Annotated in this window: 19 protein-coding genes; 7 read left to right on the top strand and 12 right to left on the bottom strand. The window is 72.6% G+C overall.

The window, feature by feature from the left end:
* Positions 1 to 10: 10 nt before the first annotated feature.
* Genes ACM9LD_RS05995 through mnhG form a run of 4 tightly spaced genes read left to right on the top strand, consistent with a single transcriptional unit; the run spans position 11 to position 3006 of the window.
* Positions 11 to 1666, top strand: coding sequence for a Na+/H+ antiporter subunit D (locus tag ACM9LD_RS05995; RefSeq protein ID WP_415675967.1), 1656 nt, complete (start codon positions 11 to 13; stop codon positions 1664 to 1666).
* On the top strand, positions 1659 to 2357 hold the full coding sequence (locus ACM9LD_RS06000; RefSeq protein WP_415675829.1) for a Na+/H+ antiporter subunit E: 699 nt from the start codon (positions 1659 to 1661) through the stop codon (positions 2355 to 2357). The genes ACM9LD_RS05995 and ACM9LD_RS06000 overlap by 8 nt, the downstream gene beginning before the upstream one ends.
* Entirely contained in the window at positions 2354 to 2677 is a 324-nt protein-coding gene (locus ACM9LD_RS06005) for a monovalent cation/H+ antiporter complex subunit F (protein ID WP_415675830.1), read from the top strand. Before ACM9LD_RS06000 ends, ACM9LD_RS06005 begins: the two co-directional genes overlap by 4 nt.
* A complete protein-coding gene (mnhG, locus tag ACM9LD_RS06010; RefSeq protein WP_068522911.1) occupies positions 2674 to 3006 on the top strand; it encodes a monovalent cation/H(+) antiporter subunit G in 333 nt (110 codons plus the stop codon). The genes ACM9LD_RS06005 and mnhG overlap by 4 nt, the downstream gene beginning before the upstream one ends.
* A gap of 16 nt (positions 3007 to 3022) precedes the next feature.
* On the opposite strand, the gene ACM9LD_RS06015 is transcribed toward mnhG, so the two are convergent.
* The 11 genes from ACM9LD_RS06015 to ACM9LD_RS06065 form a co-directional block, all read right to left on the bottom strand.
* On the bottom strand, positions 3023 to 4027 hold the full coding sequence (locus tag ACM9LD_RS06015; protein WP_415675831.1) for a pyridoxal-phosphate dependent enzyme: 1005 nt from the start codon (positions 4025 to 4027) through the stop codon (positions 3023 to 3025).
* The gene (locus ACM9LD_RS06020) at positions 4024 to 4944 is read right to left on the bottom strand and encodes a GHMP family kinase ATP-binding protein (protein ID WP_415675832.1); all 921 of its coding nucleotides are present in this window, start codon (positions 4942 to 4944) and stop codon (positions 4024 to 4026) included. The genes ACM9LD_RS06015 and ACM9LD_RS06020 overlap by 4 nt, the downstream gene beginning before the upstream one ends.
* Positions 4941 to 6146 (bottom strand): MFS transporter, encoded by a 1206-nt coding sequence (locus ACM9LD_RS06025; protein WP_415675833.1) that lies wholly within the window; start codon positions 6144 to 6146, stop codon positions 4941 to 4943. Before ACM9LD_RS06025 ends, ACM9LD_RS06020 begins: the two co-directional genes overlap by 4 nt.
* The gene (locus ACM9LD_RS06030) at positions 6143 to 6949 is read right to left on the bottom strand and encodes a Rossmann-like domain-containing protein (RefSeq protein WP_415675834.1); all 807 of its coding nucleotides are present in this window, start codon (positions 6947 to 6949) and stop codon (positions 6143 to 6145) included. Before ACM9LD_RS06030 ends, ACM9LD_RS06025 begins: the two co-directional genes overlap by 4 nt.
* Positions 6946 to 7947, bottom strand: a complete 1002-nt coding sequence (locus ACM9LD_RS06035) for an ABC transporter substrate-binding protein (RefSeq protein WP_415675835.1) — start codon at positions 7945 to 7947, stop codon at positions 6946 to 6948. Before ACM9LD_RS06035 ends, ACM9LD_RS06030 begins: the two co-directional genes overlap by 4 nt.
* Before the next feature lie 27 nt (positions 7948 to 7974).
* Positions 7975 to 8724: an ABC transporter ATP-binding protein gene (locus tag ACM9LD_RS06040; RefSeq protein ID WP_415675836.1), complete on the bottom strand. Its 750-nt coding sequence runs from the start codon at positions 8722 to 8724 to the stop codon at positions 7975 to 7977.
* Positions 8721 to 9788, bottom strand: a complete 1068-nt coding sequence (locus ACM9LD_RS06045) for a FecCD family ABC transporter permease (RefSeq protein ID WP_415675837.1) — start codon at positions 9786 to 9788, stop codon at positions 8721 to 8723. Before ACM9LD_RS06045 ends, ACM9LD_RS06040 begins: the two co-directional genes overlap by 4 nt.
* 69 nt (positions 9789 to 9857) lie before the next feature.
* Complete coding sequence (locus tag ACM9LD_RS06050) at positions 9858 to 10994, bottom strand: glutamate--cysteine ligase (protein WP_415675968.1); 1137 nt, start codon at positions 10992 to 10994, stop codon at positions 9858 to 9860.
* A 2-nt stretch (positions 10995 to 10996) separates the two neighbouring features.
* Positions 10997 to 11731, bottom strand: a complete 735-nt coding sequence (sodC, locus tag ACM9LD_RS06055) for a superoxide dismutase[Cu-Zn] (protein WP_415675838.1) — start codon at positions 11729 to 11731, stop codon at positions 10997 to 10999.
* A 119-nt stretch (positions 11732 to 11850) separates the two neighbouring features.
* The gene (locus tag ACM9LD_RS06060; protein ID WP_415675839.1) at positions 11851 to 12318 is read right to left on the bottom strand and encodes a LytR C-terminal domain-containing protein; all 468 of its coding nucleotides are present in this window, start codon (positions 12316 to 12318) and stop codon (positions 11851 to 11853) included.
* Between the two features lie 19 nt (positions 12319 to 12337).
* Entirely contained in the window at positions 12338 to 12664 is a 327-nt protein-coding gene (locus tag ACM9LD_RS06065; protein ID WP_415675840.1) for a DUF3263 domain-containing protein, read from the bottom strand.
* A gap of 171 nt (positions 12665 to 12835) precedes the next feature.
* On the opposite strand from ACM9LD_RS06065, the gene ACM9LD_RS06070 reads away from it, so the two are divergent.
* From ACM9LD_RS06070 to ACM9LD_RS06080, 3 genes are read left to right on the top strand one after another with little or no spacing between them, the layout of a single operon-like run.
* Positions 12836 to 13426, top strand: coding sequence for a peptide deformylase (locus ACM9LD_RS06070; RefSeq protein WP_415675841.1), 591 nt, complete (start codon positions 12836 to 12838; stop codon positions 13424 to 13426).
* A 1-nt stretch (position 13427) separates the two neighbouring features.
* Positions 13428 to 14318, top strand: a complete 891-nt coding sequence (locus ACM9LD_RS06075; protein ID WP_415675842.1) for a GNAT family N-acetyltransferase — start codon at positions 13428 to 13430, stop codon at positions 14316 to 14318.
* Entirely contained in the window at positions 14315 to 14452 is a 138-nt protein-coding gene (locus tag ACM9LD_RS06080; protein WP_415675843.1) for a hypothetical protein, read from the top strand. The genes ACM9LD_RS06075 and ACM9LD_RS06080 overlap by 4 nt, the downstream gene beginning before the upstream one ends.
* Here the strand turns inward: ACM9LD_RS06080 and ACM9LD_RS06085 are convergent.
* Positions 14449 to 14790 carry a GNAT family N-acetyltransferase gene (locus ACM9LD_RS06085; protein ID WP_415675844.1) on the bottom strand — a complete coding sequence of 114 codons (342 nt, stop codon included), beginning with the start codon at positions 14788 to 14790 and terminating at the stop codon, positions 14449 to 14451. The genes ACM9LD_RS06080 and ACM9LD_RS06085 overlap by 4 nt on opposite strands.
* Positions 14791 to 14912 lie beyond the last annotated feature (122 nt).

Consider the following 14912-nt stretch of genomic DNA (forward strand, 5'->3'; position numbering starts at 1 on the left):
CGAATCGATGATGCTCGCCCTCATCCCCCTGCCGACGGTGCTGCCGATCGTGGCTGCCGCCATCACCATGGTGATGGGCCGGCACCCGCGGCTGCAGCGACTGATCTCGCTGATCTCCCTCGTGGCGATCGTCGCGGTCGCGGCGCTCATGCTCTATTACACCGACCGGCACGGCACCGTCGCGCTGCACGTCGGCGGCTGGGGCGACCGCGACGGCAAGGGCGGGCCGCTGGGCATCACCCTCGTCGCCGACCAGCTGGCGGCGCTCATGGTGCTGGTGTCGGCGATCGTGCTGCTGGGCGTCCTCGTGTACTCGGTGGGACAGGGTATCCGCGACGGCGACGAGCACCAGCCCGTCTCGATCTTCTACCCCACCTACCTGATCCTCGCGGCGGGCGTGTGCAACGCCTTCCTCGCGGGCGACCTGTTCAACCTGTTCGTCTCCTTCGAGATGCTGCTCGCCGCATCCTTCGTGCTCCTGACGGTGGGCGGCAGCGCCGACCGCATCCGGGCGGGCGTCTCGTACGTGATGGTCTCGATGGTCTCGTCGGTGATCTTCCTGCTCGGCATCGGCTACGCCTACTTCGCGACGGGCACCCTCAACCTCGCGGACATGGCGATCAAGCTGCAGGACCTGCCGTCGGGCACCACGACGACGCTGTTCGCCGTGCTGCTCGTGGCCTTCGGGATCAAGGCGGCGGTGTTCCCCCTGTCGACGTGGCTGCCGGACTCGTATCCGACGGCGCCCGCCCCGGTCACGGCGGTCTTCGCGGGCCTGCTGACCAAGGTCGGCGTGTACGCGATCATCCGGGCGCACACGCTGTTGTTCCCGGGCGGCTCGCTCGACGACGTGCTGATGATCGCCGGCCTGCTCACCATGATCGTGGGCATCCTCGGCGCGATCGCCCAGACCGACATCAAGCGTCTGCTCTCGTTCACGCTGGTCAGCCACATCGGTTACATGATCTTCGGCATCGCCCTCTCCACGCCGCTGGGTCTGAGCTCGACGATCTACTACGTGGTGCACCACATCCTCGTGCAGACGACGCTGTTCCTCGTGGTGGGCCTCATCGAACGGCAGGCGGGCGCAGCCTCGCTGCGCCGCCTCGGCGGCCTCGCCGCGGCCAGCCCGGTGCTCGCGATCCTGTTCTTCCTGCCGGCACTGAATCTCGGTGGCATCCCGCCGTTCTCGGGCTTCGTCGGCAAGGTGGGCCTGATCGAGGCCGGCGTGCGGCAGGGCTCGGTGCTGGCGTGGGTGCTGGTCGCGGGCAGCGTGATCACCAGCCTGCTCACCCTGTACGCCGTGATCCGGGTGTGGACCAAGGCCTTCTGGCGCCCCCGCTCGGACGCCCCCGAGGGCCAGCTGGCCGTCGCGCACCCGGAGGCCCTGCTGGACGACGCCGACGTCATCGAGTTCGCCGACCGCGAGGACCCGGGCCGCATGCCGATGAGCATGGTCGCGCCCACCGCCGGCCTGCTCGGCGTCGGCCTGATCCTCGCGATCTTCGCCGGCCCGATGTTCGGCGTGACCGACCGCGCCGCGGATCAGCTCATCGGACGGGCGGATTACATCGAGGCCGTGCTCGGCCCGGAGGCCCTGGACAAGCTCAAGACGCCCGACGGTGCGCCCGTCACCGTCGGACCGCAGGGAGGCGCGCATGGCTAAGCGACTCGTGACGCGGGTCCTGCCGGACCTGCGCGACGGCCGCGCCGTCGGTGTGAAGGTGGCGCAACTGATCTGGCTCGACGCGGTGTGGGTGATGCTGTGGGGCAGCGTGACCTGGGGCAACATCGCCGGCGGCCTGCTGGTGGGCCTCGCGATCCTGCTGCTGCTCCCCCTGCCGCCGGTCCCGGTCGAGGGCCGCGTGCACGTCGGCTCGCTGCTCAAGCTGATCGGCGTCTTCCTCGTGGAGATGTTCCGCTCGTCGATCGAGGTGGCCTGGCTGGCGATCCGGCCCGGCGGGATGCCGCTGAGCGCCGTGCTCCGCGCCAAGGTCTCGATCAAGTCCGACCTGGTGCTCACGCTGCTGGTGGACATGATGAACCTGATCCCCGGCACGATGGTGCTGGAGATCGACACCAAGCGGCGGCTGCTCTACGTGCACGTGGTCGACGTGAGCAGCGAGAAGGCGGTGCGGCAGTTCTACCGCAGCACAGCGCGTCTCGAGCGGCTGTTCATCAACGCCTTCGAGCGCGACAACGAGTGGCACGCCAGCCCGATGCACGGCATCGACGACGACGATTTCCACCACGTCACGCCCGGCGCCCGCGGCCTGGCGGGCGACGCCCGCCGGATGGCCGCGCCGGAGATCGCCTACCGCAAGGCGCAGAGCAGTGAGGGAGAGGAGAAGTCGTGACCGTCGTCTTCGTCATCACCGGCGTGATCCTCATGGCCGCCGCCTTCCTCACCGCCTACCGCCTGCTGCGCGGCCCGAACACCCTCGACCGGGTCGTCGCGGTGGACGCGCTCGTCGCGATCGCCGTCGGCGGGCTCGCCGTGTGGGCGGCGTACAGCCGCAACTCGTCGGTCATCCCCGGCATCGTGGCCCTGTCGCTCGTCGGCTTCGTCGGCTCGGTCTCGGTGGTGCGCTTCCGCGTGCCCGACGATGCCGGGACGGCCCCGTCGCCGCCCGACGAGACGCCGGACATCGCGCCGCGGAACGGGGGCCTGCGATGATCGTCGACGTCGTCTCCTCGATCCTGTTCCTCACCGGCGCCGTCTTCGCGGTGACCGCCGCGATCGGCATCATCCGCTTCCCAGACACGCTGACCCGCATGCACGCGGCGACGAAGCCGCAGACCCTGGGCATGCTCCTGCTGCTGGCGGGCGCGATCGTCCGGATGACCGACTCGGTCGACGTGTGGATGCTGGTGCTGGCCGGGCTGTTCACGATGATCACCGCGCCCGCGGTCGCGCACCGGGTGGGCCGGGTGGCCTACCAGGAACAGCGGCTGCGCGACAGCACCATCGACCCGGACCAGATGGAGACGGGCAGCCGCGACTAGCGGCGTCTCCGGTCCGTCAGGCTCCGGGCCGCCCGGACCAGCGCATCCGCGACCACGGCAGCGCGATCGCCGACGGGTCGTCGACGAGCCGCGGCCCCTCCGGTTCCGCCGTGCCGGCGTGGTCGGCCAGCGCGCGCAGGTAGCGGTGGCCGGTGTCCGGCAGCACCTGCACGGTGGCGTCGACCGACGCGCCGTGCTGCCGTTCGTAACCCGCCGTCACGTGCCCCGCTCCGGAGGACAGGCCCGCGAAGAGCGCGTACTCGCGGAGCAGCCGGTGCGTACCGGCGCGGGCCACCTCGAACGACACCCAGTGGATCACGTCGTAGAGCCCGTGCCGCACGTTGTCGAACGGGATCGACGAGCCGATGCCGGCGATGAGCATGGCGGGATCCTCCACGTGCTCGGCGCCGAAGGTGACGCTGCCGAAGGGTTGCACGCCGACCAGCTCCACCGCCAGGCCCGCCTCCTCGAAGCCGAGTCGCAGTGCGCCGCTGGACACCCCCGAGCCGACGGGCGCGACGAGCCGCACCGACGCGACTCCCTCGGCCGCCAGCTCCGCCGCCGCGGCCCGGGCGATGTCGCGGTAGCCCAGGTAGTGCACCGGGTCGTGATACTGCCGCATCCAGTGCAGCGACGGGTCCTGCGCGAGCAGTTCGGTGATGCGCCGGACGCGGCGATCCTGGTCGAGTTTGAGCGAGGCCGACGGCGGCATCTGTTCGAGTTCGACCCCCAGGGCGAGGAGTTGGACCCGTAGTCCCTCGTCGATCGTGGTCGATCCGACGATGCGGCACCGCACGCCCGCCTCGTGGCAGGCCAGGGCCAGGGCGTAGGCGTAGATGCCCGACGACGAGTCGATGACGGTGCCGCCCGGCCGGACCCGCCCCGCGTCGAGCGCCGCACGCAGTGCCGCCCGGGCCGAGGCGACCTTCATCGACTCGAACCGCAGCAGGTACCGGTCGTCCGCGCCGCGGAGCAGGGCGGGGCGACTCAGCGCCTCGGCGATGTGGCCGTCGATCCTCATGCGGCGCCGCCGACCACGATCGGGGCGTCGGCCACGCGGAAGCCGACGGCGCGCACGCGGGCACACGCCCGCCGCAGGCGCTCCCGCGGGTGCTCGCGCTCGAACAGCAGCCCGGCCACGTTCCCGGAGTGGGCCACCTGCACGCCGAGCGCTCCGCCGCGCTCGGCCGCCGCGATGAGGCGGTCGAGACCGGGCTTGTGGTGCCGACTCTGGTTGAGTAGCGCGCTGCGGGTCGCGACCGCGCCGACCCCCGCCGCGTCGCCGGCCGCGACCGCGCGGCGCAACAGGGCGCGCAACTCCTCGTACTCCGCCACGGCCCCGGCTCCCGCCCGGGGCAGCGCCAGCGTGTCGACGGGGCCGCCCAGCACGCACCGCACCAGCAGCAACGCCGGCAGGGTCTCACCCAGCTCCTCGATGACGTGACCGTGCCGGTGCGCGAACAGGATCGGGCGGTCGGCCCACAGCGGGTCCGAGGCCCCCTCGGCGGCGACGGCGAGCCGCGCGACGGTGTCGGCGTCGAGCTCGACGTCCGCGCAGTCCGCGACCGCCCGGACCGCGGCGAGCACATCGGCGGTCGAGGAGCCCAGTCCCAGGCCGACGGCCGTCGTCCGCGCGATGCGGAGCTCGCCGCCCGTGCAGCCAAGCGCGCCGCGCTCCCGCAGGTGGGCCAGAGTGGCCGCGGCCGCCCTGCGCGCCTTGTCCAGGCCGCGCGCGCCGCCGGCGGTCCGCGCCCGCACCGCGCCCGAGGCGTCCGGGGCGAAGACCGCCACGGACCCGACGGTGCCGATCGGCACGGTCACCAGGCCCGGACACTCGCCCTCGACCGGGCAGCGGAACCGGCCCTGCAGGAGCTCGCCGTGGTGGCCGGTGCTCCGCCCCACCCCGCGACCGCGGGAGGCGTTGCGCAGTGCGCTCATCCGATACGCTCCTCGGCGCGGGCCCCGCGCAGCGCGCGCCGGGCGAAGAAGGCCGAGAGCGCGGTGGCACCGCCGAGGACGACGCCGACGCCGGTCCAGCCGCCGAGCGCGAGGGCCCCGCCGGCGAGGGAGGCGCCCGCGAAGACGCCGACGCTCTGCGCCGCCCCGTTGAGCGAGAGGACGGTGCCGCGCACCGGTCCCGCCCCGCGGACCAGCGTGGTGGTCACGGCGGCGGCGATCACGGCGTGCGAGGCCGAGACGAGGGCCACCATCGGCCAGGCGACGGCGACGTGCGGCGCGGTGTAGAGCGCCACCATCGCGCCGGAGGCGACGAGGATCGCCGCGAGCACCGTGCCGAGCAGGCGGTCGGCACCCCGATCCTGCATCACCCTGCCGCCCAAGAAGTTCCCGAGGAAGAAGGCGAGGCCGGACGTCGCCCAGACCAGGGAGAACCACCCCGTCCCGATCCCGAAACGCTGCCCGAAGGCGGCGGCGATGTAGGCGAGGGAGCCCATGAAGGCGAGCGTGCGCAGGAGCGAGACCGCCAGGGTGTCGAGGGCACCCGGAATCGACCGTACGGTGCGGAAGGCCTGGAGGTAGCTCACGGACGTGTTCCCGCCGCGCGGATCGCGGCGGCGGGCGATCAGCGCCGCGACCACGAGCAGCACCACGGCGGTCGCAGCCATGTCGGCGCGCCAGCCCCACAGCACGGCGGGCAGCGCCAGGACCGGCGCCGCGAGGACCGCCGTCAACGTCATGGTCGACGAGACGAGGGTCGCGGCCCGCGCGGAGGCCGCCGGGGTGTCGAACCGGTCCGCCGCCATGGCCGACACCGCGGGGTTGAGGACGGCGGTGCCCGCGCCGATCAGCAGGCAGAAGGTGACCCAGGCGACGGTGCTGCCCTGCAGCGCGAGCCCGCACCCCAGTGCTAGCACGAGCAGGGCCAGCGCGGCCACCGACGAGCGCGAGAGCCGGTCCAGCAGCGGCGCGGCCGCGACGCCGACCAGCAGGGCCGCCACCCCGCCGAGACCCCGCAGGCCGCCGATGAGGTCGACGCCCGCGTGCGCGTCGGCGGCGATGGCGACGAGGAAGTTCGCCATCACGGTGAACGGGACGAGGCCCAGCGCGGCCGCGGCGAGCATCGGCCAGATCGCTCGGACCAGCACCCGGTCCGGCAGGGGGCGGTCCCCGGGTGCGCTCATGCCCGGCCCCGGTAGAGGTACATGGGCGAGGCATCGGCGGAGAACTGCGAGAACGGGAAGTGCTCGGCCGAGAGCGCGCTCAGGCCCGCCCCGAGGAAGGCGCGGGCGACGGCCGACCCGCTCTGCGCGTACACGGCGAGCGGTACGTCGCGCTCCCGGCAGGTCGCAAGGATCTCGTCGAAGCTGCCGTTGCCCAGGGTCATCCCGGTCGCGAGCACCGCGTCCGCCTCGGCGAGCACCGCACGATGATCGTCCGCGACGGGATCGCCCCAGTGGGTGCGCTGCAGGTTCCGGTCCGCGAGCAGCGGCTCGCCGCCGCGCTCGCGGATGGCGGCCACCAGGGGGTTCACCACGCCGATCAGCGCGACGCGGGCGCCCGGGGCGACCGAGAGGAGTTCCGCCACCGCGGCGTCGCGGGCGATCGCGCGGACGTCGGGGGTGCCGGTGGGCAGTGTCCGGAGCTCGGCGCGGGGGTCCTCGCGGTGCGGCGCCGCGGCACCGAGGGCGGCGTCGGCCGCGGCGATCCGCAGGGGCTGCGCGGCATGCTCGAGCAGGGCGGCGAGCGGCTCGCCGGACAGGTCCGCGACGTCGGGGTCGAGCTCGCCCTCTTCGAAGGCGCACGCGCCGAAGGAGTCTCCCACGCGGACCAGGACGTACCGGTTCCGGTAGCGCTGCTCGCTCCCGGCGAGGCGGGTGCCGTGCGCGACGAAGAAGACGCTGCGGGCCACCTCGTCCTGCGCGACCTCGCGGGCGAGGTCGAGGACGTCGGCGACGGAGCCGGGGGCGGTGTCGGGCGCGGTCATCGGGCGGCTCCGCTCTGCTCCAGGTAGTCGGCGAGGGCCGCCGCGGCGTCGAGGTTGCGCGGACCGGCGACCAGCTCGGCGTAGTCCACCACGCGGATGCGGTTCTCGCGCACCGCCGACGACTCCTTGATCGGCGACGACTGTCGCAGGTAGTCGATCTTCTGCTGCGCGGGCTGCTTGTCGTAGTCGACGATGACGATCACCTCGGGCTGCGCCTGCACCACGGACTCCCACCCGACGGAGGTCCAGCGGCCGTCCACGTCGTGGGTCACGGAGCGGCCGCCCGCGAGGGAGACCACCTGGTCGGCCGCGGCGCGGCGGCCGGCGGTGTAGGGCTCCGCGGTCCCGGAGTCGTAGACGAACACCGACGGCTTCACCGTCTTGCGGGCGGCGCGCTCCTGCAGCGCGCGCTCGCGGGCGCGCAGGTCGCCGACCAGCTTCGTGGCGCGGTCCGGGACGCGGAAGATCGCGCCCAGGTTGGTGAGGTCGGTGTACGTGTCCGCCAACGGATTCACCTCCCGCGCGGCGGGCTTGTCGCCGTAGTTGTAGCAGGTCTCCTCCTGCATGTAGCTGTCGATCTGCAGCTTGCCCAGCGACTCCGGGGTGACGCCGCGGGCGGGGCTGAACCCCGCCTGCCAGCCCGCGAACACCCAGTCCGCCTTGGCGGCGACGAGCGGCTCCTGGGTGAGCACGCCGTCGCTGAGGATCGGGACCTTGGCGTACTCGTCGCGGTACGGCGACTTCGCGATCACGCCGTGCACCGTCTTCGGCAGGACGATGCCCTTGATGCGGTCGGTGAGGCCGAGCGCGAACATCTTCTCGATCGCCGAGACGTCGTACGGCACCGCGGCGGTGGGCGACCGGTACTGCTGGTGCACACCGCAGTTGGTGACATCGACGAGGTCGGTCGCGGTCTCGGCGGGGCGGGCGCCGCAGGCGGTGCCGGCGAGCAGGGTGCTCGCCGCGAGGGCCGCGGCGAGCAGGGGACGGGGGTGCATCGGTCGATCCTTTCGATCGGTCGGTTTCTACAGTTCGAAGCGGATGCGCGGCGGACCCGTGCCGGCCGCGGCGACCACGGGCCGCACGCCGTAGACCTCGGCGATCCGGTCGGGCGTGAGCACCTCGCCCGGGGTGCCGGTGGCGACCACCCGGCCGCGGTCGAGGAGCACCAGGCGGTCGCAGCTCTGGGCGGCGAGGTCGATGTCGTGGATGGCGGTGACGGTCGTCTTGGTCGTCGCCCGGAGCAGGCGCAGCAGGTCCAGCTGGTGCCGCACGTCGAGGTGGTTGAGCGGCTCGTCGAGCAGGAGGACCGGTGTGTCCTGCGCGAGGGCGCGGGCGATGAGGACGCGCTGCCGCTCGCCCCCGGAGAGCCCGAGCACGCTGCGGTGCCGGAGCGCGGTGGCGTCCACCGCGACGAGCGCCGCCTCGCAGGCCTCGATCGCGGCGGCGCTGCCGGCGTCGCCGTGGGCGAAGCGCCCCAGCATCACCGTCTCCTCCGCCGTGAACCCCAGATGCCCGGTCTCGCTCTGCGTGACGGCGGAGACCAGGCGCGCACCGTCGCGCCGGCGCACCGCTGCGAGGTCCCGCCCGCCCACGCGCACCGTCCCCGCGGCGGGGGCGATCGCCCGGTAGAGGCAGCGCAACAGCGTCGACTTGCCGCTGCCGTTCGGCCCGATCAGCCCGACGTGCGCACCCGCGGCGATGTCGAGCGAGATGTCGTGGAGCACTCGGGTTCCGCCGAGCTCCACGGTGATCCGATCCAGTTCGATCCTCACGCCGCGCCGCCCAGCAGTCCGCCGCGACGCCGCAGCAGGACGATGAAGACGGGCACGCCGACCAGGGCGGTGACGATGCCCAGCGGCAGCTCGCGCGGCGCCACCACCAGGCGGCTGAGCAGGTCCACCCACACCAGCAGCAGCGCACCGACGAGCGGGGCGAGCAGGAGCACCGCCTTGTGCGCCGGGCCGACGATCATGCGGACCGCGTGCGGGACGACGAGCCCGACGAAGCCGACGGTGCCCGCGACGGCGACGAGGACCGAGGTCATGACCACGATGACCAGGAACAGGATTCGGCGCGCGCGGTGCGGGTCGAGGCCGAGCGCCGCGGCGGCCTCGTCGCCCTGCGCCAGGACGTCGAGCACGCCCGCGAGGCGCCCGGTGATGGCGGCGCACACCGCCACCGTCGCGGCGACCAGCGGGAGCACGGACCACTGCGCTCCCCCGAGACCGCCCAGCAGCCAGAACATCACGGACCGCGCGGCGTCGCCGACGGGGTCGAAGAAGACGATCGCGCCCGCCAGGCCCTGGAAGGCGAAGGCGAGCACCACGCCGGTGAGCACCAGCCGGACCGGGCTGAGGGCACCGTCGGCCGTCCGGCTGAGCAGATAGACCAGCAGCGAGGCGAGCACCGCGGTCGCGAAGGCCGCCCCGGCCGTGCCGGCGACGCCGAGGCCGGCCACGACGCCGGTGGTGACCACGAAGCTCGCGCCCACGGACGCACCGCTGGAGATTCCGAGGATGAAGGGGTCGGCGAGCGGATTCCGGACCAGGGCTTGGCAGGCGACCCCCGCGATGGCGAGGCCGGCGCCGACGAGGGCCGCGAGCAGCACCCGCGGCATGCGCAGGTCCCAGAGGATCGAGTAAGTGGACTGGTCCTCGCGGGCGAGAGTGCCGCCGGTCAGGCCCGCCCAGAGCAGGCGCCGGGCGTCGCCGAGCGGCACCGTCGCCGCGCCCTGCGACACCGCGACGCCAATCGACACGACGAGGACCGCCGCGAGGACTCCGGCGAGGAGCAGCGGGGAGGCGCCGGCGCGACGGCCGAGCGAGGTGGTGAGCACGCGACAAAGTTAACGAGAATCATTTTCGTTAACAAAGACGCATGCGGCTATGCGTGCATCGACACGCGGCTACGGCAGGACGAGCTCGCTCGTCACCGACCGCACCACGTCGCGGTAGGTGTCCACGTTGCAGACGCCGCCGGCGACGGCACGCTGCCGCTGATAGGAAGCGCCACGGCGGGCGATGTCGGCGACGGCCGCCAGCTCGCGGGAGCAGCCGAGGCGCACCGCGATGGGCGCGAGCTGCTCGAGCAGGTCGTCGAGGTCCTCCGTCACCAGGCGCTCGTTGTTGTCCGCGTCCTGAATGATGATGGCGTCCAGGCCGTACCGGGCCGCGCGCCACTTGTTCTCCTGCACGTGCCAGGGCGGCAGCGTCGGCAGGGTTTCCCCCGCGTCCAGCCGCGAGTCCAGCCACACGACGAGGCAGTGGATGAGGGCGACGATCGCCTCGAGCTCCGCGAACGACGACATGCCGTCGCAGATCCGCACCTCGATGGTGCCGAGGTGGCACGCGGGGCGGATGTCCCAGCGGATCTCGTTGAGGTGGTCGATGATCCCGGTGGTCTTCTGGTCGTGCACGAAGCGCTCGAACTCGCTCCACCGCTCGAACTGGAAGGGCAGGCCCGCGGTGGGCAGCTGCTGGAACATCATGGCGCGGGTACTGGCGTAGCCGGTGTCGTGGCCGCCCCACATCGGGGAGCTCGCCGACAGAGCCAGCAGGTGCGGGTAGTGGTTGAGCAACGCCGAGATGATCGGCAGCACCTTGTCGCGGTGGTTCACCCCGACGTGCACGTGCACGCCCCAGATGAGCATCTGCCGGCCCCACCACTGGGTGCGGGCGATCAGCTCGTCGTAGCGCGGATTGTCGGTGAGCTGCTGCGCGTTCCACTGCGCGAACGGGTGGGTGCCGGCACCGAACAGGTCGACGCCCATCGCGTCCGACGTCTCGCGTACCGCCGCGATGATGCGGGCGAGGTCCGCCATCGCCTCCGCGGTGTTCTCGCAGACGCCCGTCACCACCTCGACGGTGTTGCGCAGCATCTCCGAATGCACCTGCGGCGCGATGTCCGGATGGGCGGCGCGGATACCGTCGAACAGTTCCCCGGCCCTACTGACCAGGTCCGCGGTCTCCCGGTCGACGAGGGCGAATTCCCACTCGACGCCGATCGTCGGCCGCGGCGACGCCTCGAAGGCGACGGGCTCGATGATTAACCGACCTTGATCACGCCGCAGGCGATCCGCCCGCCGGCGTCGCCGGTGTTGAGAGTGGTCTCGTCCGGCACGGGCTGGCCCGGAACGATGTTGGTGTAGCGCGCCGACGGGATGTTGCCGAAGTTGTCGGGGCCCGCGTGGATCATGAGCGCGTTGCCCTCGGTGTTCTTCTTGATGTCGGCGAGGGTGAAGGCGCCGGTGCTGGTGACGGTCTGGCCGGTGCCGTTGGCGTTCACGTAGACCGAGACCAGGTCGCCCGTCATGGGGTGGCCGGAGGCGCCGGGCTTCTGCCAGTGGCCGCCGGCGGAGCCGAAGTTGGTGGCGGAGCCGGGTGCGCCGTTCTTGGCGACCGAGTTCGGCTCGCACTTGCCGACCTCGTGGATGTGCATGCCGTGGAAGCCGGCGGGGAGGCCGGTGACGCGGACGTCGATCACCACGACGCCGTCCTTCTCGGAGAAGGAGGCCTTGCCGGCGCTGCTGCCGTCGGGCTTGACGAGCGAGGCCTCGGCGGTGCCGGCCGACGGCGAGCTCTCGCCCGGCTTCTCCTCGCCGTGCGCGGCGTTCGGATCCAGGCTGCGAACGGGGCCCTGCGCGGGCACCGTCGCCCCGGTGACGACCGCGGGGTTCGTTCCGGGCGTGTCCGAGGGCTTCTCGTTGGTGGTGCAGCCGGCCAGGGCGATGGCCGCCACCGGAAGGATCGCGATCGGGGCGAGGAACTGACGCTTCGTCATCGATGACTCCTTATGCGACGGCTACCGGGGCTGGGCCGCCCTGGGGCTGGTGTTGCCCGAAATCATATCGGGGCCGCTCTCGCGGTGAGGGACAGGTACCCGCTCCGGCCGGTCGCCGCCTACTTTTTGACGACGGCGACGGCGAGCGCGCCCTCGCACGCCTCGAGGCCGGCGGGGCGCGCCGCGGTGGCGGACCCGGGGAGCGCCGTCGAGACGGTCTTGGCGGTGTCCTCGCCGCCGTCCGCGAAGTAGACGGTGGTGGCGCGCGGCGCGGCGGGCCGGTTGGGCCAGGGTGCGGCGGTCTCGCCCTGCACGGTGAACCCGGCCTTCTTCAGCTTGTCCCGCGTCTCGGCGACCGGGGCCCTGGCGACGGAGATCAGGCACACCGGGGGCTGGTCGGCGGCGGGAGCCGCGGTCTCGGTGGCAGCGGCCTTGATCTTGGCCTCCTGCGCGTTGAGCGCCGCCTGCGGATCGTCGTTGCGGGTCACGAGCCCATGGACCCCGACGGCCGCGAGGATGATCGCGGCCGAGATCAGGATCATGATGATGGTCCGGATCGGGACGGCGCGGGTGTTCTGAGTGCTCACGACACCCGACTGTATCGGATCACGTGATCTCGAAGCCGAGCTTGCGGGCGGCGCGGGCCTTCTGCCGGCTGGCGCGGACGCGGCGCAGACGCTTGACGAGCATCGGGTCGGCGGCCAGCGCCTCCGGCGTGTCGACCAGGGTGTTGAGCACCTGGTAGTAGCGGGTCGCGGAGAGCCCGAAGAGCTCCTTGATCGCGTCCTCCTTGGCGCCGGCGTACTTCCACCACTGGCGCTCGAAGGCCAGGATGTCGTGCTCGCGCCTGGTCAGGCCGTCCTCGCCGCGCTCGTCGACGGGCTGCGCGTCAGTTCGGACCGTCTTCTGCGCGGCCGCACCGGCGCCCTCCATGCGTTCCCCTCGCATTCGAAATAACACTTCTGTAGTTCGCGTCAATCTAACCACGGCCGGCGGCGGCGCCACGGGGCTACGGGCGCGTGTCGCGCAGCTCCCGCACCGCCGGGGCCCACGACGCCCGGTGCGCCGGTGCGTCCCGCACCGCCCCCGACTACCGTGTATGTCATGTCCGTACTCCCCATCGTCATCGTCGGCGACCCCGTGCTGCACTCCCCCACGACGCCCGTCGAGCTGGACGCGGACGGCAAGCCGTCGGCCGAGATCGTGGCGCTGCTCGACGACATGTACGAGACCATGGACGTCGCGAACGGCGTGGGCCTCGCGGGTAACCAGGTGGGCCGCGACCTGCGGCTGTTCGTCTACGACTGCCCCGACGAGGAGACCCGCGAGCGCCGCCGCGGCGAGGTGATCAACCCCGTGCTCACCACGTCCGAGATCCCCGAGACCATGCCGGACCCGGACGAGGACTGGGAGGGCTGCCTCTCCGTCCCCGGCGAGTCCTTCCCGACGGGCCGCGCCGACTGGGCCAAGGTCGTCGGCACCGACCGCAACGGCGAGAAGGTCGAGATCGAGGGCACCGGGTTCTTCGCGCGCATGTTGCAGCACGAGACCGGCCACCTCGACGGCTTCCTCTACACCGACGTCCTCACCGGCCGGTACGCGCGGCAGGCGAAGAAGTTCATCAAGAAGCAGGGCTGGAACGTGCCGGGCCTGACCTGGGTGCCGGGCACCGTCGAAGACCCCTTCGGTCACTGACGTGCCCGTGCCCGGCGACCGGGTGGTGGTCCGGCGGCTGCTGCCGTCCGGGCAGGCTTCGGACGTCATCGGGACCCTGCTGTCCGACGGTGACCCGCTGCTCGTCCGCGCCGATCGCGACGGCGCGGAGCACGCGGTTGCGCGGGCCGACCTCGTCCGCTGGAAGACGGTGCCGCCCCGCCCGGTCCGAGCGAGCGAGATCCGATCGCTCGACCTCGCGCGGGCCCGGTCCTGGTGGTCCGTGGAGCGCGAGTGGATCGACGGCTGGCTGTGCCGCGCCGCACCGGGCCTGCCCGGGCACCGCGCGAACGCCGCCGCTCCCCTGCACCCGGACGCCGCTCTCGACCGGCTCGACGGGGTGCGGGCCTGGTACGCCGCGCGTGACCTGCCGCTGCGCCTGACGCTCTCCGACCGCGTGCTGCCGGGCGCATCGGGGCTCGCGCCCGTCGTGCAGCCGACGGAGGTGCTCACCGCGCCGGCCGACGGCGACGGCGTCGACCCGCAGGTCCGCTTCGCGACGGCCCCGGCCGCCGCGTGGCTCGCCCTCACCGGCACCGTCGAACCGCTCGTGACGTCGGTCGACGGGGCAGCCCTGTTCGCGTCGATCGCCGGGCCCGACGGTGCCCTCGTGGCGGCCGGGCGCCTCGCAGTCACCGCCGACGCTGCGGGAACGGTGTGGGGCGGGATCGGCTCGATGGCCGTCGCGCCCGAGCACCGTCGACGGGGGCTCGCGACCCGGCTGCTCGGGGCGCTCCGGGCGCGCGCGGCGGACGAGGGCGCGCCGCGCGTCTTCCTCGAGGTGACCCTCGAGAACACCGGCGCCCGCGATCTCTACCGCGCCGCCGGCTTCACCCACCACCACGACTACCGCTACTGGGCCGAGGCGCGATGACGGCGCCTACCGGGCATCCCGTACGCGGCAAGGAGGCGTTCGTCGTGCACCGCGACGGTGATGCCGCACTCCTCGTCGCGCAGCGGGTGGCGCGCGCCCGGTACGTCCGAGCGCTGCGCCGCCCCGGCTCCTAGGTGTGCGCCGCCGAGGCGACGACGTCCTGGTACTGCGGGAAGCGGGCGATGAACGAGCGCACGTAGGTGCACACGGGGATCACGCGCCGGTTCCGGGAGCGCAGATCGTCCAGCACCCCCGACACGAGGGCGCGGGCGAAGCCCTGCTTGCCGAACTTCTCCATGACCACCGTGTGCAGCAGGATCACGTCACCGTGGTCGGTGACCTCGTAGCCCTCGACCCCGATGAGCTCGTCACCCGACCAGAGTTCGTACCGGTCGCGCACCGGATTGTCGAAGAGACGCAACGACTCCCCCAGTTCCAGCGTGGGCGGGGGAACCTCGACCTTGTCAGCCATGAACACCTCCATGTGATGCGGATCACCCCACCGTACGCCGGAACACCGACAAGTCGGCGTACTCGCGTCCGGTGTTTTCACATCTGTCACATTTCTCGATCGTGAATCTGTAAACGCCGCTA

It is taken from the genome of Tsukamurella hominis (assembly GCF_965137015.1).
Lineage (GTDB): Bacteria > Actinomycetota > Actinomycetes > Mycobacteriales > Mycobacteriaceae > Tsukamurella > Tsukamurella hominis.